This is a genomic window from Flavobacterium caeni, from assembly GCF_900101895.1.
In the GTDB taxonomy this organism is placed as follows: domain Bacteria; phylum Bacteroidota; class Bacteroidia; order Flavobacteriales; family Flavobacteriaceae; genus Flavobacterium; species Flavobacterium caeni.
Window position 1 is genome coordinate 81,809 of the sequence record NZ_FMVF01000014.1, and the last position, 21,187, is coordinate 102,995.

General features: G+C 52.9%; 11 protein-coding genes. 10 read left to right on the plus strand and 1 reads right to left on the minus strand.

Annotated features, from left to right (window positions below):
* Positions 1-37: 37 nt before the first annotated feature.
* Both BLP55_RS13300 and yidC read left to right on the plus strand, forming a co-directional pair.
* Positions 38-1,651 (plus strand): CTP synthase, encoded by a 1,614-nt coding sequence (locus tag BLP55_RS13300; RefSeq protein ID WP_091145270.1) that lies wholly within the window; start codon positions 38-40, stop codon positions 1,649-1,651.
* A gap of 33 nt (positions 1,652-1,684) precedes the next feature.
* Positions 1,685-3,592 carry a membrane protein insertase YidC gene (gene yidC / locus BLP55_RS13305; protein ID WP_091145275.1) on the plus strand — a complete coding sequence of 636 codons (1,908 nt, stop codon included), beginning with the start codon at positions 1,685-1,687 and terminating at the stop codon, positions 3,590-3,592.
* Between the two features lie 38 nt (positions 3,593-3,630).
* Here yidC and BLP55_RS13310 read toward each other — a convergent pair whose 3' ends face one another.
* Positions 3,631-5,007, minus strand: coding sequence for an alpha/beta hydrolase-fold protein (locus BLP55_RS13310; protein ID WP_170826872.1), 1,377 nt, complete (start codon positions 5,005-5,007; stop codon positions 3,631-3,633).
* Positions 5,008-5,122: 115 nt separating this feature from the next.
* Between BLP55_RS13310 and BLP55_RS13315 the strand changes: the two genes are divergently transcribed.
* From BLP55_RS13315 to BLP55_RS13355, 8 genes are all read left to right on the plus strand, one after another.
* Positions 5,123-5,866: a toxin-antitoxin system YwqK family antitoxin gene (locus BLP55_RS13315; protein ID WP_091145327.1), complete on the plus strand. Its 744-nt coding sequence runs from the start codon at positions 5,123-5,125 to the stop codon at positions 5,864-5,866.
* A 317-nt stretch (positions 5,867-6,183) separates the two neighbouring features.
* Entirely contained in the window at positions 6,184-7,374 is a 1,191-nt protein-coding gene (gene mnmA, locus BLP55_RS13320) for a tRNA 2-thiouridine(34) synthase MnmA (protein ID WP_091145282.1), read from the plus strand.
* A 93-nt stretch (positions 7,375-7,467) separates the two neighbouring features.
* Positions 7,468-9,075 carry a S8 family serine peptidase gene (locus BLP55_RS13325; protein ID WP_091145285.1) on the plus strand — a complete coding sequence of 536 codons (1,608 nt, stop codon included), beginning with the start codon at positions 7,468-7,470 and terminating at the stop codon, positions 9,073-9,075.
* Positions 9,076-9,089: 14 nt separating this feature from the next.
* Positions 9,090-10,034, plus strand: coding sequence for an NAD(P)H-dependent flavin oxidoreductase (locus BLP55_RS13330; protein WP_091145287.1), 945 nt, complete (start codon positions 9,090-9,092; stop codon positions 10,032-10,034).
* Between the two features lie 18 nt (positions 10,035-10,052).
* A complete protein-coding gene (locus BLP55_RS13335) occupies positions 10,053-10,475 on the plus strand; it encodes a hypothetical protein (RefSeq protein ID WP_091145290.1) in 423 nt (140 codons plus the stop codon).
* A gap of 393 nt (positions 10,476-10,868) precedes the next feature.
* Complete coding sequence (locus tag BLP55_RS13345; protein WP_091145295.1) at positions 10,869-18,053, plus strand: T9SS type B sorting domain-containing protein; 7,185 nt, start codon at positions 10,869-10,871, stop codon at positions 18,051-18,053.
* Between the two features lie 10 nt (positions 18,054-18,063).
* Entirely contained in the window at positions 18,064-19,011 is a 948-nt protein-coding gene (locus BLP55_RS13350) for a PorP/SprF family type IX secretion system membrane protein (protein WP_091145299.1), read from the plus strand.
* A gap of 147 nt (positions 19,012-19,158) precedes the next feature.
* Positions 19,159-20,985, plus strand: coding sequence for an OmpA family protein (locus tag BLP55_RS13355; RefSeq protein ID WP_244503465.1), 1,827 nt, complete (start codon positions 19,159-19,161; stop codon positions 20,983-20,985).
* Positions 20,986-21,187 lie beyond the last annotated feature (202 nt).

Genomic DNA, 21,187 nt, shown 5'->3' on the forward strand with positions numbered 1-21,187 from the left:
CCACGTTTTTTTACAGACAACACAACAACAACCTACAATGAATCAAACGAAGTATATTTTTGTTACCGGCGGTGTGACGTCTTCCTTGGGAAAGGGGATTATAGCGGCGTCGCTGGCGAAATTATTGCAGGCGCGCGGCTACCGCACCACCATCCAGAAATTTGACCCGTACATCAATGTCGATCCCGGAACGCTCAACCCGTATGAACACGGCGAGTGTTTTGTGACCGACGACGGCGCCGAAACCGACCTCGATTTGGGCCATTACGAACGTTTCTTGAACGTACCGACGTCGCAGGCCAACAACGTCACCACGGGCCGTGTGTATTTGTCGGTCATCGAAAAGGAGAGACGCGGCGAATTCTTGGGCAAGACCGTCCAGGTGGTGCCGCACATCACCAACGAGATCAAGGAGCGCATGCAGCTTTTGGGCAATTCGGGCGATTACGACATTGTGATTACCGAGATTGGCGGAACTGTGGGCGACATCGAGTCGTTGCCGTACATCGAATCGGTACGCCAGTTGTTGTGGGACCTGGGCAAGGAAAATGCGATTGTCGTGCACCTCACGCTGGTGCCTTATCTGGCCGCGGCGGGCGAACTCAAGACCAAGCCTACGCAGCACTCGGTCAAAACGTTGATGGAATCGGGAATCCAAGCCGATATCCTGGTTTGCAGGACCGAACACGAACTTTCGGACGAATTGCGTTCGAAGCTCGCACAATTTTGCAACGTCACGCGCGAGTCGGTCATCCAATCGATCGACGCGTCTACGATATACGAAGTGCCGAACCTGATGCTCGAGGAAGGACTCGACAAGGTGGCGCTCAAAAAACTCAATTTACCCAAGAAGAACACGCCCGATCTCAAGAATTGGAACGTGTTCTTGCAGCATTTGAAGAATCCAAAGCACGTGGTCAACATCGGGCTCATCGGCAAATATGTCGAATTGCAGGATTCCTACAAGTCGATCCTTGAAGCCTTTATCCATGCCGGCGCGGCCAACGAGACCAAGGTCAACGTGGTGTCGGTACATTCGGAATACATCGATGCCGAGAACGTGGCCGACAAACTGTCTGGGCTCGACGGCATACTCGTGGCGCCGGGATTCGGTGAACGCGGGATCGAAGGAAAGATCGAGGCTGTGCGCTATGCGCGTGAAAAGGGCTTGCCATTCTTTGGGATTTGCTTGGGCATGCAGATGTCGGTCATCGAATATTCGCGCAACGTGCTCGGGTTGTCCGATGCCAATTCTACCGAAATGAACGAAGGCACCGCACATCCGGTCATCGATTTGATGGAAGAGCAAAAAACCATCACCGACAAAGGCGGCACGATGCGTCTTGGGGCATGGAAATGCGACCTCAAGGAAGGCACGCTCGCGATGAAGATTTACAACAAAAAACAAATCGAGGAGCGCCACCGCCACCGCTACGAATACAACGGTGATTTTTTCGAAAAGCTCGAAAAGGCAGGCCTCAAGGCTTCGGGCATCAACCCCGATACCGGCCTGGTCGAGATTGTAGAGATCGAAAACCATCCGTTCTTTTTGGGCGTACAATACCACCCCGAATACAAGAGTACGGTGGCCAATCCGCACCCGTTGTTCGTGCATTTCGTCGCGGCCACGGTCAAGGCCAAACACAAGTAATTAATACGGGCCAAACAAACAGCCCTTTATACAATGGAAGAAAAAAAGTTAGACTTTAATTCGATTATCGGTTTTATCCTCATTTTTGGGATCCTGATCTGGATCATGTACCAGAATGCGCCGAGCGAACAAGAAATCAAGGCAGAGAAAGCGCAAAAAGAGAAAATCGAGGCGGCCAAGAAAAACCACGCCGCTGCGGCCAAACAACTCGAAGTGGCCAAGATCGATGCCACGGCGGGCGATTCGGCAGCCATCGCGAAATTGCGCGGAACGTTGGGCGAATTTGCCTATTCGGCTACGTTGCCATCGGCCAAGCCAAGCTTCACGACCATCGAAAACGAACTCGTAAGCCTCAAGATTTCGAACAAAGGCGGGTACATCGCCGAGGCCAAACTCAAACAGTTCGAAAAGTTCAAGAAAGGTTCTGGCGAATTGGTGGCCTTGGTCGAGAAAAACAACGCCGATTTCAACATCCGCTTGCAAACGGCCGACAACCGTACGCTCGAGACCAAGAACCTTTATTTCGAACCGATGCTTTCGAAAGTGGGCGAGAACCAAGTCCTGACGATGCGACTCAAGGCGGGGCCTGAGCAATACCTCGAGTACAAGTATGTGCTCAAGCCAAACGATTACATGATGGACTTTGACATCTCGTCGCACGGACTCGGCAAGGTGCTCAACGTTTCCAAACCGGTCGATCTCGAATGGGATTTGAAAACCACGCGCAACGAGCCGAGCGTCGATTACGAAAACCGCTACACCGAAATTGTCTACGAATACGGAGAAGGCAAGGACGACTACGTAGGGCAGGGCAAGGACAAACATTCGACGGCCGACAAGGTGAGTTATGTGGCGTTCAAGCAACACTTCTTTGCATCGATTTTGTTGACCAAGACGCCGTTTGAAACCGCCGAATTCCGTTCGAACGATTTGGTCAACGACAGCCAGGTCGATACGACCTACACCAAGCAATTCAAGGCCAAGGTGCCGCTGGCGTTCAACAACACAGGCGAGATCAACTACCAGATGAACTGGTTCTACGGCCCGGCCGACTATCAATTGCTCAACAAATACGACCGCAACCTCGACGAAATCATTCCGCTTGGATGGGGTATTTTTGGGTGGATCAACAAATTCATCTTTGTGCCGTTGTTCGGGTTCCTGAGCTCGTTCATCGCCTACGGTATCGCAATCATCATCTTTACGATCCTGATCAAGATTGCCATGTCGCCCATCACGTACAAATCGTTCCTGTCGCAGGCCAAGATGAAGGTGTTGCGCCCAGAGATCATGGAGCTTAACGAGAAGTTTGCCAAAGATCCGATGAAAAAGCAACAGGAAACTATGAAGCTTTACAACAAGGCGGGCGTGAACCCGATGGCGGGTTGTATCCCGGCGCTGATCCAGTTGCCTTTCATGTATGCATCGTTCCAGTTTTTCCCGGCCGCGATCGAATTGCGCCAGAAGAGCTTCCTTTGGGCCGACGATTTGTCGTCATTCGATGCCGTGGCGCATTTGCCATTCTACATCCCGTTCTATGGCAACCACGTGTCGTTGTTCCCGATTTTGGCGGCCGTCGCGATTTTCTTCTACATGAAGATGACCACGGGCGACCAAGCCATGAGCCAGCCGCCGCAGGAAGGCATGCCCGACATGGGCAAGATCATGAAAATCATGATTTACATTTCTCCGTTGATGATGTTGTTCTTCTTCAACAACTACGGATCGGGCTTGAGTTTGTACAACTTTATCTCGAACCTGGTGACCATCGCCGTGATGATCGTCATCAAAAAATATGTGGTAGACGAGCAAAAGATCCATGCGCAGATTCAGGAAAACAAGCAAAAGCCGCAAAAGCAGAGCAAGTTCCAAAAGAAGATGCAGGAGTTGATGGAACAGGCCGAAACGCAAAAGGCCCAACAAAACCAAAAGAAAAAGTAAAGAAAATGCCTCCAACGCGGAGGCATTTTTTTATTGTCTTATCTCACAAAAACTTTCAAAGGCTTTCCGTGTTCGGGCTTTAGCAGATAGAGGCCCGAAGACAGCTCGGGTAGTTCATTTTTGCCGTTTTCAACCCGTAGCGATCCAACCTGTTGGCCTGCCGTGTTGAGCAGCGTACATTGGATTGGCGCATCCAGCCCTTTGGCAAAAACGATCCCGTTGGCCAGTTGGCGCATCGAGATAGTATCGATCGTATGTTGTGGTGCAGACAAAACCGTATCGGCAAACAACCATTGGTAGGCCGCACCAAACTTGGCCCGCCAAAAACTTTCCGAATGGGTACCCGCCGGATCGACAAGCGAAAAGGTTTCGGATGCGGTTACGCCTTCGGCAATCAAGCTGCTGCGGATCGCGTCCATGTTCGAAACCATCGTCGCCGATTCGTTTTGTCCGCATACAAAATAGGCGCGCATACCCGAAAAGCCAGTGGCCTCGTTTGCGATAAAATTGGCCAGCTCGGTTTGTGCGAACCAAAAGGCCGGACTGAACAAGCCCGCTTTTTCGAACAGCTCGGGGTATTCGCAGGCGCCGTACATCGAGATCAGCGCGCCCATCGAGCTACCGATCAGTGCGTTGAATTGCGGTTCGGGACGCGTCCTGAAGTTGGCATCGATGTAAGGTTTGAGCGTTTCGGCCAGAAATTGCATGTAGGCTTCGCCATCACCGCCTTCATTGTATTGTGCGTTGACCCAAGGCGAATATTCGTCGAGCCGTGCGCCGCCTCCGTTGTCGATCCCGACGACTATTGCGCCATAATCGCCTGCGTTGAACAAGGTGTTGAGTGTTTCATCGACTTCCCATTCGCCCGAAAACGACGTCACATTGTCGAACAGGTTTTGGCCGTCGTGCATGTACAAAACGGGGTAGTGCTTGGTGGTCGAATCATAATCGGGCGGAAGATAAAGCCAGATTTTGCGCGAGGTGTTGAGCTGCGGTATAAAGAACGAATTGCTCAGGATTTGCACATTCGGTGCCGCCGTACTGCCCGAAGTCGCGCCAAGGTCTTCCCACGAAAGGATGGTCAGGTCGATGGTTTGCGGCGCGCCGTTGAACGTAAAACTCCGGTCGGGCAAGAATCCGCCCGAGGCGTTGCCTTCGACCGTGGCCCACGAACCGCGCGTAAATTTGTACAACGCCGTTCCGGTACCTTCTGGAATCGTAAACTGATAGGCGCCCAGACCATCGGGCTGCAAAATGTAGGAGGCATTCCCGGGGTTCCAGGAGTTCATGGTTCCCGCGAGGTAAATCGAAGCGCCATCGGGTGTATTCGACGGGATCGACGTGACGCGTAACGTGACCTGCGCGGCGCACAACGCTGTAAACAGGACGGCAAACGATACATAGAGCTGTTTCATTTTCTGAAGGTTTTGCATAAAGTTACGATAATTTGTTTGCTAAAACGCCGTTAACAAGTGAATGTCGCCCGACAAAAAATGTAAATTTGTCAAAAATCCGAAGCAAACATCTAGTATGATCAAGCATAGCAAGGGACTGGCCGCCATCGTTTTGTTTTTATTTGCCGTTTCTGTATCGGCGCAACAGGTAAACCAAAACGATGCCCAAGGCAAAAAACACGGTCTTTGGAAAGGCACCTATGCCGAGTCGAAGCGTCCACGTTATGAAGGCACGTTCGAGCACGGCAAGGAAGTAGGCACGTTTAAGTTCTTTGACGATACCAAGGCGGGAACCGTCGTGGCCACACGCGAATTCAAACCAGACGGATCGGCCTACACGATTTTCTACAAAGATGGCAAATACAAGGTGTCCGAAGGTAAGGAGGTCAATAAATTGTACGAAGGCCAGTGGAAATACTACCACGAGAACCTGCCCGATATCATGACGCTCGAAAACTACAAGGCGGGAAAATTGCACGGCAAGCGCACAGTTTACTATCGCGGATCGGGGGTCCCAGGCGAAGAGAATCTGGCCGAAGAAGCGCACTACATCAACGGCCTCAAAGACGGGCCGTACAAATCCTATACGATGAAAGGTACATTGCTCGAGGACTCCAACTACAAAAAAGGGCAACTCGACGGGCCGGCTTCTTATTTTGATCCGTTGGGAAAGTTGGTCTCGAAAGGCGTTTTCAAGGATGGAAAAAAGATTGGGTATTGGGAATTTTACAAAGACGGCAAACTCGTCAAGAAAGACAACATGGATGTGATTAAGAAGCGCCGCAAACCGAGCCGGCCGAAAAAAGATCCGACACAGTGATTTTTTGGCTACGGTGTTTCTAGTGAGAATTATAGATTTTCTGTAAGGGACTTATTGGTGTATATGGTATCTTAGCTCTAGGGAAGGGGGCATTGGAAGTATACCCCAACGGAATTTAGGAATACCATGCAAGCAGATTTTCTGTACATTTTGTTAAAGTTTTGATGGCGTCCGTATGAGCCGATGAGCCTTTGCTATTGATCGCGCCATTTAAAATTACGATCGCCTTAACTTTTCGCTTTTAAATATTCGACTACCTTTGTGCCGATTTAAAGCCATCTTTCAATCTTTTTATCTTTAAATCGTTCAATTCCAAAATGAAAAGAGTAGTCGTCGGACTTTCGGGAGGTGTAGATTCAAGCGTTGCGGCCTATCTGTTGCAACAACAAGGGTATGAGGTCATCGGGCTGTTCATGAAGAACTGGCATGACGATTCGGTTACCATTTCCAACGAATGTCCGTGGCTCGAAGACAGCAACGACGCCCTGCTCGTGGCCGAGAAATTAGGCATCCCGTTCCAGACGGTCGATTTGAGCGAGCAGTACAAAGAGCGCATCGTCGATTACATGTTCGCCGAATACGAGAAAGGACGTACGCCCAACCCCGATGTGTTGTGCAACCGCGAGATCAAATTCGATGTGTTCATGAAAATTGCGTTGTCGCTGGGTGCAGACTATGTGGCCACGGGGCATTATTGCAGAAAAGGCGAGATTGAAGTCGATGGCAAGCCTGTCTATCAATTGCTATCGGGCATCGACAAGAACAAAGACCAATCGTACTTTCTATGTCAGCTTTCACAAGAACAGCTGTCCAAAGCGTTGTTCCCGATCGGCGGACTGACCAAACCCGAGGTGCGCGCGATTGCCGCCGAAATGGACTTGGTGACCGCCGAAAAGAAAGACTCGCAAGGGTTGTGCTTTATCGGTAAGGTGCGTCTGCCCGAATTCCTGCAACAAAAATTACGACCCAAGGATGGTTTGATCGTAGAAGTCGATGCGAACCAGCCTGTATATACAAACGACCAACCAGCCGAGGGGTCAATCCAGGAGCAATTGGCCGTCCAGGCCGCTCCGATTCGTTATTCCGAGAGTATGGGAAAAGTGGTGGGCAAGCACCAGGGCGCACACTATTTTACCAACGGCCAACGCAAAGGCCTCAACGTGGGCGGTACCCCCGAAGCACTTTTTGTCATCGCCACCGACGTCGAGACCAACACCATCTATACAGGGCAGGGCCACCATCATCCGGGGTTGTTCCGCAAGGCGCTTTACATCGACGGACCAGAAGTGCATTGGGTGCGCCAGGACCTGACACTCGCCAGCGGGCAAACGATGCGGGTCAAGGCGCGTATCCGCTACCGCCAGGAATTGCAGGATGCGACGCTGCACCAATTTGAAAATGGTTTGTACGTGGCCTTCGACGAGCCGCAATCGGCCATTACCGAGGGGCAATTCTGCGCCTGGTATGTAGGTGATGAGCTCGTAGGTTCGGGTGTCATTTCCGAATAAACAGCGGGAAAAACCAAGCCGAAAAAATTGCTTCCCGAGCATGGAATCGGTTACCAACTATTTTTGTAGCTTTACGACTAAAATATTGGAACCATGAAAAAAACAGTCCTTTTTTTGTTGGTATGGGCCTCGTTGCCGGCGTGGGCGCAGGAAGACGCCTGGGTGTTTTTTAACGCCAAACCCGAATCGGCCACCTATTTGAGCAACCCGCTTTCGATGCTTACGCAAAGGTCGCTCGACCGGCGTACGGCGCAAGGGATTGCGGTCGATTTTCTCGATGTTCCGGTACACCAACCCTACATCGATCAGGTCGAAAATGCGACAGGCATAGAGGTCATGGCCAAGTCCAAATGGTACAATGCGGTGCACGTACGCGGCGCGCAACCGCAAATCGCGGCGCTGTCCAATCTGGCGTTTGTCGACCACATCCGCTACGCCAATCCATCGCTTAATGTAGGCGATCGCGTGGCACCGGCTTATTCGAATGCACAAAGGGTCAACAAGACGTTCGATACCACGGTCGATTTCGATTACGGAGAATCGGGCAACCAAATCGAAATGCTCAACGGCCATTTGCTGCACCAAGAGGACTATACGGGTGCGGGCAAGATCATCGCGGTCATGGACGGCGGTTTTCCAGGTGTCGATACGGCCTTGCCTTTCGAACGGTTGCGTGAAAACGGCTTGATCCTGGGCGGCTACGACTACGTAAACCGCAACCCTGATTTTTACACCGGTATTTCGCACGGGACGCTCGTGCTGTCTACGATGGGGGGCTATCAGGAAGGCGAATTGGTGGGCACAGCACCCGACGCAGGTTACTATTTGTACATCACCGAAGACGGCAACAACGAAGGTCCGCTCGAGGAATCGTTGTGGGTCGAAGCTGCCGAAGAGGCCGATCGTTTGGGGGTCGACATCATCACGACTTCGTTGGGCTATTCCAATTTCGACAATGCCGATTACAACCATACGTACGAAGAAATGGACGGGGTCACCGCGTTTATTTCGCAAGGCGTCAATTTTGCGTTCAGCCGCGGGATCGTATGTGTTGTTTCGGCGGGGAATTCGGGGAACAACGACTGGTACTACATCACCGCGCCAGCCGATGCAACCCATGCGTTGGCGGTTGGTGCTGTCGATCCGGAAGGCGACTACGTGACATTTAGTTCGCACGGGCCTTCGTTCGATGGTCGTGTCAAACCCGATGTTTCGGCGCAGGGACGTTTTGCCGTGGTGTCAAACGTATTGGGCGATATTTCCACGGCCAACGGAACATCGTTCGCTTGTCCGATCATTGCAGGTATGGTGGCCAGTTTCTGGCAGGCCGTGCCGCAAATGACCAACGCCCAGTTGGTGCAGTATGTCAAACAGTCGGCGAGCATCTACAACAATCCGAATGACGACATCGGTTACGGCATCCCCAATTTTGCCGATGCGCTCGAAGAAGCGTTGGGTACGCAGGTGTTTCCGAAACAAAATGTAGTGGCGCTTTATCCGAATCCCGTGGGCAGCGACCTGCACGTCCGGTTGCCCGCCATGGCGCAACTTACGCTGTACAACAGCATCGGCCAACAGGTGTTGCAACAATACATTGCCGACAAAGACGTTATCGGATTGGGGCAACTCGAATCGGGCGTCTATTTTTACCAACTCGAATCGAACGGTTTCTCGCAACGCGGCAAACTGCTCAAAAAATAAATCCAAACCTATTGATGAATTCGATTAAGCAGCTCTTCGGTATCCGCTATCCGATTGTCCAAGGCGGGATGATCTGGAACAGTGGCTACAAATTGGCGAGCGCAGTAAGCAACGCTGGGGGCTTGGGGCTGATTGGCGCGGGCTCGATGTATCCAGATGTTTTGCGCGAGCACATCCAAAAATGCCAAAAAGCCACCGACAAACCGTTTGGCGTTAACGTGCCGATGTTGTATCCGAACATCCAGGAGATCATGGACATCATCGTGGCCGAGCGCGTCAAAATCGTGTTCACGTCGGCGGGCAATCCCAAGACCTGGACCGAATTCCTCAAGAGCAACGGCATCACCGTGGTGCATGTGGTGAGCAGTTCGAAATTTGCACTCAAGGCCGAGGAAGCTGGTGTAGATGCAGTAGTGGCCGAAGGTTTCGAAGCCGGCGGACACAACGGACGCGAAGAAAGCACAACACTTACGTTGATCCCGATGGTGCGCGAAAAAATACAGATTCCGCTGATCGCGGCGGGCGGTATTGCTACGGGAAGAGGCATGTTGGCGGCAATGGCCCTTGGTGCCGACGGTGTCCAGATGGGCAGTCGGTTTGCGGCTTCGGTCGAATCGTCGGCGCACGACGCGTTCAAACAAACCGTAGTTTCTTTGGGCGAAGGCGAAACCCATGTCACACTCAAGGAATTGGCGCCCGTGCGGCTCATCAAGAACAAATTTTACCACGATGTCCAGGCGCTGTATGCCCAGGGCGCTACGGTCGAATCGCTGCAACAGTTGCTCGGGCGGGCCCGGGCCAAACGCGGCATGTTTGAGGGCGATTTGGTCGAGGGTGAACTCGAGATCGGGCAAATTGCGGGCTTGATCCGCGACATCAAACCTGCGGCCCAAATCATCGAAGACGTCATCGCCGAGTTTGAAGCGGCGCGAAAGGAATTGCTGCAACTCGAAGTCTAATTTATCCAAGCGAAAACTATGTCTAAACTCAAATTTCTAGCGGTACTGTTGATTGCATTTGCGCTGCAAAGCCAAGCCCAAACCTATAAATTCATGACCACCGGTTTTAGTGTCATGGAAAAAGATGCCAACGGCAATTGGGGCAAGTGGTCGGATTTACAACCGGCTTCGATTGTCGTTACGCTCGATACCAATAAGAACCGGATTGTCGTGTATTCGCAAGAGATCCAACTGTATAACATCGTCAATTATGAAGATGAAGAGGAAAACGAAAACGACCTGATCTATACCTTTTCATGCGCCGACGAGAACGGGATGCCGTTTACGATTTCGATCATCACGCGGAAAAAACAAGACAACCGAAAGCAGTTGTACATCAACCAGAAGGATGTGATCGTGGTGTACAACATCGTGAACTTCATCGACAAGGACGAGAAGTAAAGGCATGTTATTTTTTTTGAAGAATCTGCGTCCGTTGGCGCGGATTTTTTGTTTTTAAGATGTAAATTCTTTCAAATTTCATGCGATTTACGTCAGACAAATACGAAACGCAGCCTAGTGTCGACGTTTTGCAATCGTCTAGAAAGCAAACGATTGTCATATTTTCAATATCGTATATTCGTATTAAAAAATTGTTAATGATTTTGTTCATAAGATTGCAAATCGTCAAAAATTGACTTTGATAAATTAAGTAATATAGTATCATCGTACAGACTGTTGAAACTGTGCCGGATACGTAGCCCGCGCGGCCATTGTTTGCGAGGGCTTTTGGGATGTCCAAAACCAGAACCTGTTAGGCGCAGTCCGTTATTTAATCGGTCAAATCGTTTGCCTATGAGAATCATTACGCTCATTCAAAAAAATACCGCTTGCCTTGTCTTGTTTTTGACCGTTGTTTGCGGGTTTGATGCAAACGCGCAGTGCCCGACCGTCGTCAATCCGAACCAATCATTTTGCGACATCAATTCGCCAACCGTGGCCAATTTGGCCGCGACCAACAACGGTGGTGGTGTGGTTTGGTATGCGGCGGCAACGGGTGGGACGCCGCTTTCGCCTGCTGCAGGTTTGGTCAACGGAGAGGATTATTTTGCAGACAGCGTGGCGGGTTGCGGAAACAGGCAGGTTGTCAACGTGACCATCTACGGCGCACCAACAGGACTCAATTTTCAAGGCGTTTGCGTCGACATCGCTTCGAGCGCAACCATTTCAGATTTGCAGGCCGTTGGCAACAATGTGCAATGGTATAGCGTGTCGACGGGAGGCGTTCCGTTGCCACCTTCGACGGTTTTGGTCGACAATACGATTTATTATGCGTCCCAGACCAACCCCGATACGGGCTGCGAAACGTCGCGGCTGTCGGTTTTTGTCAACGTGGGCGTGGTGCCGGTACCGACGGGAAGCCCGACACAACAATTCTGCGTGACGCCCGCCAACACGCCTACGGTCGCTAATTTGACTGCCAGCGGCAACAACAACTGGTACCTCACCGGAACATCGGCGGCACCGCTTGCGTTGGACACGCCGCTCATCAACGGACAAAGTTATTTTGCGACGACTGTCGATCCGCCGTGTGAAAGCATCGACCGGTTTGAAGTGCTGGTCACTTTGTTTCCGCCAAGCGATGCCGGGGCAAACGGTACGCGTTCGATTTGCATCAACAACATCCCGACCACGGCGCCGTTCAATTTGTTCGGACTGTTGGGCGGTACACCCCAAACTACTGGTGTTTGGACGGGCCCGATAGGCACCACCAACGGACATTTAGGCACGCTCAACGTCTCGACAATGACCGTTGCAGGCAGCCCTTATGTGTTCACGTATACCGTAGATACTGGGGTTTGCGCCGCGGCGTCATCTACCGTGACCATCAACGTGTTGCCGATGCCTACCGCGACGGTGGCGGCCAATACGACGGTGTGTTCGGGCAACAATGCGACGGTGACGTTTACCGGTACGCCCAACGCGACCATTACCTACACGACCAACCCCGGCGGAACGCAAACCATTGTACTCAATTCGTCGGGGACCGCTACGCTGACCACCGCTTATACCGTTACCACCACAATCACGTTGGTGAGCGCGGGTTCGGCCACAACCCCAAGCTGTGTGCAACCGCTGAACGGCTCGATCACGATTACGGTTTTGCCGTTGCCTACGGCCACGATTGCATCCAATGTGACGGTTTGTTCGGGTGGCAGCGCCACGGTGACTTTTACGGGAACGCCCAATGCCACGGTGACCTATACGGCCAGTCCAGGCGGTACGCAAACCATCACACTTAACGGCTCGGGAACCGCAACGATTACAGGAAATTATACGACGACAACCACCTACACGTTGGTGAGTATTGTTTCTTCGGGGACGCCTGCGTGTACGCGTCCGCTCACGGGTTCGGTGGTTGTGACGGTGTTGCCGGTGCCTACGGCTACCATTTCGGCCAACGCCACCATTTGTTCGGGGCAGTCGGCTACGGTGACTTTTACGGGTACGCCGAATGCGACGGTGACGTATACTGCCAATCCGGGCGGAACACAAACCATAACGCTAAACGGTGCGGGAACGGCTACGCTGACCAATACCTATACGACCACCACTACCTTCACGCTGGTAAGCATCACCACCGCAGGGACGCCAAGTTGTACGGTGCCTTTGACGGGGTCGATCACGATTACCGTATTGCCACCGCCCACCGCGACGATTGCCGCCAACACGACCGTATGTTCGGGTGCAAACGCCACTGTGACGTTTACGGGTACGCCCAATGCGACCATCACCTATACGGTTAATCCGGGCGGGACGCAAACCATCACGCTCAACGGATCGGGAACCGCAACGTTGACCAACGCTTATACGATTACGACCACCTATACGCTGGTGAGTGTGGCCTCAACGGGAACGCCAAGCTGTACGACGCCGCTCAATGCCACGATTACGATTACGGTCGTTCCGCCGCCAACGGTGTCCATTTCGAGCAATGCGACCGTTTGTCCGAACGGTTCGGCTACGGTGACTTTTACGGGTACACCGAACGCGACGGTCACGTATACGGCCAATCCGGGTGGTACGCAGACCATCACACTCAACGCATCGGGAACGGCAACCCTCACCAACAATTACACGGTAACGACCACGTATACGCTCGTAAGCGTGGCAACGACGGGAACGCCAAGTTGTTCGCAACCCGCCTCGGGAACCATCACCATTACCGTCCAGCCGTTGCCAACCGCCACGATTGCGTCGAACGCGACCGTATGTTCGGGAGGTAGCGCCACCGTCACCTTTATGGGTACGCCCAATGCGACGGTGACGTATACCGCCAATCCAGGAGGTACTCAAACCATTGTTTTGAACGCATCGGGTACGGCGACTTTGACCAACACCTATACGACAACGACCACGTATACGCTTGTGAGCGTTGCGACGACGGGAACGCCAAGTTGTTCGCAGCCTGTAACAGGCACGGTAACCATTACGGTCGCGCCACCGCCAACAGCATCGATTGCAGCCAATGCAACGGTGTGCGCAGGACAACCCGCGACAATTACCTTCACGGGTACACCGAACGCGACGGTCACATATACGGCCAATCCGGGTGGTACGCAAACCATCACGCTCAATGCATCGGGAACGGCAACGATTACCGCCAATTTTACGACGACAACCGTTTACACATTGGTCAGCGTTGCTTCGGCAGGCACGCCAAGTTGTACGGTGCCGGCCAGTGGTACCATTACCATTACCGTGATTCCTCCGCCAACGGTGTCCATTTCGAGCAATGCAACGGTTTGTCCGAATGGTTCGGCGACGGTTACTTTTACCGGCACACCCAACGCCACGGTAACGTATACGGCCAATCCGGGCGGTATGCAAACCATCACGCTCAATGCATCGGGAACGGCAACCCTCACCAACAATTATTCGACAACCACCACCTATACACTCGTGAGCATCTCGACGGGCGGCACGCAGGGTTGTACGCAGCCGGTGAGCGGAAGCATCACCATTACCGTGGCGCCATTGCCTGTGGTAGCCATTTCTTCGGATGCAACGGTTTGCCCGAATGGATCGGCGACAGTTACCTTTACGGGGACGCCCAACGCGACGGTGACGTATACGGTCAGCCCTGGCGGTACGCAAACCATCACGCTCAACGGATCGGGTACCGCAACCCTCACCAATAATTATGCGACGACCACGACGTATACACTGGTGAGTGTCGCGACAACGGGAACTCCAAGTTGTTCGCAACCCGTTACGGGATCGATCACCATTACCGTATCGCCATTGCCTACGGCCACGATGGCAGCCGATGCCACGATTTGCGCCGGGCAACAAGCCACGATCACCTTTACCGGTACGCCCAACGCGACCATTGCTTACAGTGTGAATCCGGGGGGCAACCAAACTATTGTGTTGAACGCTTCGGGTACTGCGACAATCACCAACAGCTATAGCGCCACCACGGTGTATACGCTGCTCAGCGCTACATCGACGGGAACGCCGGGTTGTTCGCAACCGCTGACGGGATCGGTCACGATAACCGTAGTGCCACCACCAACGGTTTCGATCGCATCGAACCAAAGCGTATGTCCAAACGGTTCGGCTACGGTGACTTTTACGGGTACGCCGAACGCGACGGTAACGTATATGGCCAATCCGGGTGGTACGCAAACCATCACGCTCGACGCATCGGGCACCGCGACGCTCACCAGCAATTACACCGTAACAACCACCTATACATTGGTCAGCGTGGCGACTTCGGCCACACCGAATTGCAGCCAGCCCGCAACGGGATCAATCACCATTACCGTAGTACCTTTGCCGATGGCGACGATTGCTTTGGGCACAACCACGTGTTCGGGTTCACCGGCTTCGGTAACGGTGACGGGAACGCCGAATGCCACGGTCAACTATACACTCACACCGGGCGGCAACGGCATTGTGGTGCTCAACGCCTCGGGCACCGGAACGATCACCGGAAATTTCACCACGACGACTGTTATTACACTGACCAACGTGACGCTTGCGGGCACGCCTGCCTGTAGCCAACCGTTGAACGCGATGGCCACCATTACCGTGGTGCAGCCGCCTGTCGCTGGGAATAATGCGGTTTTTTCACTGTGCGCCGACGGAAGCCCACAAGATTTGTTCCTGTTGCTCGGTAGCTCGGCGCAAACGGGCGGTACCTGGTCTCCGGCTTTGGCCAGTGGCACAGGTGTTTTTAACCCTGCATTGGACCCATCGGGAACCTATACCTATACTTTGGCGGGCACGCCGCCGTGTTTGAACGCGACCGCTTCGGTTACGGTTACCGTGGTGCAGCCATCCAATGCGGGCACTAGTGGCACGGCCAATCTTTGTTCCAACCAAGATCCAATCGATTTGTTCTCGTTCCTGGGCGGTTCACCGCAAACGGGAGGCACCTGGACCCCATCGCTTGCCAGCGGGACGGGACTTTTCAACCCTGCTGTAGACACGGCAGGCGTTTACACCTATACGTTGGCTGGTACGCCGCCTTGTTCGGGCGATTCGGCCACGGTGACGGTTTTGGTGACGCCGGGACCCGATGCGGGTATTTCAGGCAACGCGGTATTTTGCCAGGACAGCACCCCGCAGGATTTGTTCCTGAGTTTGGGCGGTACGCCACAAGTAGGCGGAACCTGGTCGCCGGCATTGGCCAGCGGTACGGGTGTTTTTGATCCGACGGTAGATGCGCCCGGCGTGTATACGTATACTTTCGAAGGCAACCAGCCTTGCGACGACGATACGGCTACCGTTACCGTGACCATCAACCCGATTCCCGATGCGGGATTGGACGGTACGGCCTTCTTTTGTACAAACTATCCGGCCGCCGATTTGTTTACCTTCCTTGGCGGCGCGCCGCAAACGGGTGGAACCTGGTCGCCAGCTTTGGCCAGCGGTACCGGTGTTTTTGATCCATTGGTCGATGCCGCGGGGGTTTATACCTATACCGTGGGCGGTGGATTCTGTTCGACCGATACGGCAACGATTACGGTAAGCGTGAGTCCGTCGCCCAACGCGGGCGGGGCAGGAGCGACGTTGCTCATCGACGGTTGTTCGACCGACACGGCCATCGATTTGTTTACGGGGCTCAACGGCTCACAAGGCGTGGGAACCTGGAACGACGACGACGCGACGGGAGCGCTCACGGGCAACATTTTCAACGCCTCTTTGGTGGCGCCGGGAACCTATCATTTTACCTATACGGTGGGTGGCGGCGTATCGCCTTGTTTGACCGATTCGGCAACGGTGACCGTCGTGGTAAGCCCGGTGCCCAACGCCGGTATGGCGGGCAGTTCGCAAAGTTTCTGTAACGCGACGGGTTCCATCGATTTGTTTACGCTCATTTCGGGTTATTCTCCGGGAGGCGATTGGGTAGACAGCAACAACCTGGTGGTCAACAACAACCTCGATATCTCGGCTTTTGTGGCCGGAACGTACAGTTACACGTACCAAATCACGACCCCTTGCGGCACCGATTCCGAGAAAGTACAGTTTACCATCGTCCCGACACCTACGCTAACTTCGGGCAATGTCACCATCGGTAGCCCGGTTTGCGTTGGCAGCCCAGCGACGGTAACCTTGACCGGATTGGCCGACGGCAATTACCTGCTTACCTACAACCTCTCCGGTGCCAATACGCTGCCCGACGAACCGATCGCGGTTACGATTGTAGGCGGTACGGGCAGTTTTGCGATAGGTGCAGGCGATATTCCGAACACCGGGACCACGACAATTACGTTTGTCAACATCGGCAACACGGCGACCAATTGCGTCACGACACTCACCGATGTGGCGGTCAATTTTAGCGTGAATCCGCTTGTGGGTATCGACAGCGCGCAATTGTCGGTGACCAACATTTGTTTGGGTAATGATGCGGTTGTCGTGATTTCGGGGGCTGCAGGATTGCCGAACGGCACGTATCAATTCAACTACAACATCCCGACGGGTACGCCTGCTTCGGGTACGGCCGCGAACGTGGTGCTCACCAACGGCGGCGGTACATTTACCGTTCCGGGCGCGGTTTTCGGCGCGGCGGGCAATTATACGCTGACCATTACGGGCATTGTGACCGCATCGGGTTGCAACAACTTGTCGGAGAATGCCTCGGCGTCTTTTGTCGTCCATCCGATTCCGAATGCTTCGGGCGCTACGGTAAACGCGGGCGATCAATGCTATGGTTTTGACAACACGGTACTCATTGGCGGCGCGACGAGCTTGACCGATGGCATCTACACGATCAACTACGATTTGTCGGGCGCGAACATTTCAAGCCAATCCACTTCGGTTACCTTTAACGGCGGCGCGGGCTCGTTCGGTATTCCGGCATCGGCGTTGCAAAATCCTGGTACTACTACAATCACGATTACGCAACTGGCGCTGTCCAATACCACATGCGGGATTACAGGCGTTACGTTCAACGCCGTGATGTTTAACATTCTGCAAATCGCCACGCCGGTGCTCGAGACCAATGGCGAACAATTTTGTGGCGACGACAACCCAACGATTGCCGATTTGACGAGCCACATATCAGGAACCGACCCCGTATTTTGGTACGATGCCGAAACAGGCGGCAATTTGTTGAATGAGACCGATGCGTTGGTCAATGGCGCGACCTATTATGCCTCGCATGGTTCACCATCGATTTGCGAGAGTTTCGTAAGACTCGAGGTCACTGTCGATTTGACACAATGTCCGCAGCAAGATGATCTTTTGATCCCCGACGGATTCTCGCCCAACAACGACGGCATCAACGATGCGTTTACGATCAGAAACCTGCGTACGCTGTATCCGAATTTCAAACTCGAGATTTACAACCGCTACGGCAATCTGCTGTACACGGGCAACAATTTTGTACCCGATTGGAACGGCACCACCACCGAAGGCGGACTCAAGATGGGCGGCAACCAGGTTCCGGTGGGGGTTTATTTTTACATACTCGAATTCAACGACGGCATCCGCAAGCCGGTGCAGGGTCGCGTCTATTTAAGCAGATAAAGGGAGACACATGAAAAAGACGATAGCATATTTGATTTTTACGGGTATTTTCCTCACCACGCTTGCGGCGCATGCCCAACAGGATCCGCAGTTCACACACTATATGTACAACATGAACGTCATCAATCCGGCCTATGCAACCGATGCCGAGGGCGTGATCAACGTGGGCGGTTTGTACCGTACGCAATGGGTAGGGGCGGTAGGTGCGCCCAAGACGGCGACCGTGTTCGTCCATTCGCCGATTGCCAAGCGCGTCGAGATGGGGCTTTCGTTCATCAACGACAACATCGGCGATGTGGTCAAGGAAAACAACATTTACCTCGATGTGGCTTACGTGGTTCCCGTATCGGACAAACACAAAATCTCGTTTGGCGTCAAGGGTGGCCTGACATTGTTCAACACCGATTTCGGCGGATTCAAATACACCGATGAAATGGCCGACCCTGCGTTTGCCGAAAACATCAGCCGCAATTTCCCGAACGTGGGCGCGGGCACCTATTTTTTCACCGACCACTATTACCTGGGCTTTTCGGTCCCGAATTTCCTGACCACCAAACACCTCGAGCGCAAAAACGGCATCCAAACCACGGGCGTCGAGGAACTGCACTACTTTTTTACGGGCGGCTATGTGTTCGATTTGAGCCCGAGCGTCAAATTCAAGCCTGCGTTCATGGCCAAGGCGGTCAAGGGCGCACCGATGGCGTTTGATTTCACGACCAACTTTTTGATCAACGAAAAATTCGAACTCGGGGCGGGTTACCGTCTCGACGATGCGGTGGCGGGGCTCGCGGCGTTCAACATCACGCCCAACCTGCGCGTCGGATACTCGTACGATTATACGCTGTCGAACCTTGGGAATTACAACTCGGGGACGCACGAGATCTTTTTGCTGTTCGACCTCGACCGGAACAATTTGAACGGTTCGAAAGGATATGATAAATCGCCAAGGTTCTTTTAAACGAAGAAAAGTGATATGAAAAACAATAGTAATAAAATTCCAAATTCCAAATTCCAAATTCCAAACGTTGTGATATTGGAATTTGGTGCTTGGTGCTTGGAATTTAAAGCATCCGCTACCTTGGTTCTTATCCTTTGCAGTTTTGTCATGGTCGCCCAGAAACCGACCGAGAAAAAAGCCGACGGCCTGTTCGAAAAGAAATCCTATGTCAAGGCGGCCGAAATGTATGAGCAGTTGCCCGAGAACCAAAAGAACCTGCAAAACCTCGGCGATTCTTACTACAACAATTTCCAGATGACCGATGCCGCGCGTGTTTACGGCAAATTGTTCCTCATGTTTAAGGACAGCGTCAAACCCGAATTCGAATTCCGGTACGCGCATGCGCTCATGGGTACGCTCGACTATGCCAAGGGCGACGAGTACATGGGCAAATACCTCAAGTATCCCGTTAACACCACCAAGTTCATCGAGAATCTCAAGACCAATGTGCCCTACAACTACCAAATCCAGCTGATGGCCAAGAACACCACCAATGGCGATTTCGGGATGTCGTTTTACGGCGACAAGGTCGCGTTCGCTTCGTTGCGCAACGCCGAATCCAAATCGTTCAATTGGAACGAAAAGCCATACCTGGATTTGTTCAGCGCCGAGGTAAGCGAGAACCAGTTGCTCACCAACATCCAGCCGTTTCCCGAAGAAATCAACACCAAAACCCACGAGTCGAACGCCACGTTCAGCGCCGACGGCAAGATCATGTATTTTAACCGCACCAACGACAAACAGGTCAAGGTGGGCGACGAGAAGTTTGCGTCGGTCAAGATTTTCCGCGCCGAATGGAAGGACGGCAAATGGGACAATATAGTGGCCGTGCCGTTTAGTTCTGACAATTATTCGACCGACCACCCCGTGCTCACGCGCGACGGCAAGAAGTTGTATTTTTCATCCGACATGCCGGGCAGCCTCGGGTCGTTTGATATTTATGTGGTAGATGTCAACGAAGACGGTACGTTCGGGACACCGCAAAACATGGGCAATACCATCAACACCATCCACCGCGAGCAATTCCCGTACATCAACGACGACGGCACCATTCTTTATTTCGCTTCCGACGGGCATCAAGGCATGGGCGGGCTCGACATCTTTCAGTCCAAATCCTACGAAGGTGTTTTTGCCAGGCCGCTCAATCTGGGCGAGACCATCAACAGCCATATGGACGACTTTGGCTACATCGTCGACGAAAAAAAGAACAAAGGCTATTTGTCGTCGAACCGCAAAGGATCGGACAACCTGTACAGTTTTACCCGTGTCGAGAACGAAGCGCGTTACATTGTCGAAGGCGAGGTCAAGGACAAGAACACCAACGAACTTTTGCCCGGCACGCAGGTCACCTTGTACGACGAGAACGACAAACTCATCGGCCAGATGGTCGTGGGCGCGGGCGGCGATTATGCGTTCAACACCGAGCCGAACAAAAAATACCGCATCGAGGCCGTCAAGGATTTCTACATCCCGCACAGTGAGTATTTCACGACCAACGAAGACGGCAAGTTGCGCTACACCATCGAACTGTTCATGGAATGTTACGACGATGCCGAAGAAATCATCACCAAGCGCCAGGACGGCAAGGTCCAGATCGTACTCGAGAACATCTATTTCGACCTGAACAAATGGGACATCAAGCCCGAGGCCGCGCGTGTCCTTGATGTGCTGGTCGATTTGTGTAAAAAGTACCCTGAAATGGAGGTCGAACTCGGCGCCCACACCGATTCGCGCGCGTCCTACACCTACAACCTCATGCTCTCGAACCGCCGCGCCGCCTCGGCACTCGAATACCTCGTGAAGAGCGGCATCAAACGCAAAAGGTTGCGCTCGAAAGGCTATGGCGAGGGCCAACCGCTGATCCAGTGCGGCGATGCGTGTACCGAGCAACAGCACTCGATCAACCGCCGTTGCGAGTTCATTATTTTGAAATAAGATCGTTTAAATAGTTTTGTAAAGGGAAGAGCCGCGTTGTTGCGGCTTTTTTTTTGGAGCTTTTTCCCGCTTTTCACTGCAATCTTTTTAAAACTTTTGTAAAGTTTTAAAAAGGATTTCCGTTGCAATCGGGGCTATGCTGCCGCAGGCTTTCTTTTGTCTTGAAACAAAAGAAACAAAAATTCAAGGCCCGCAAATCCCA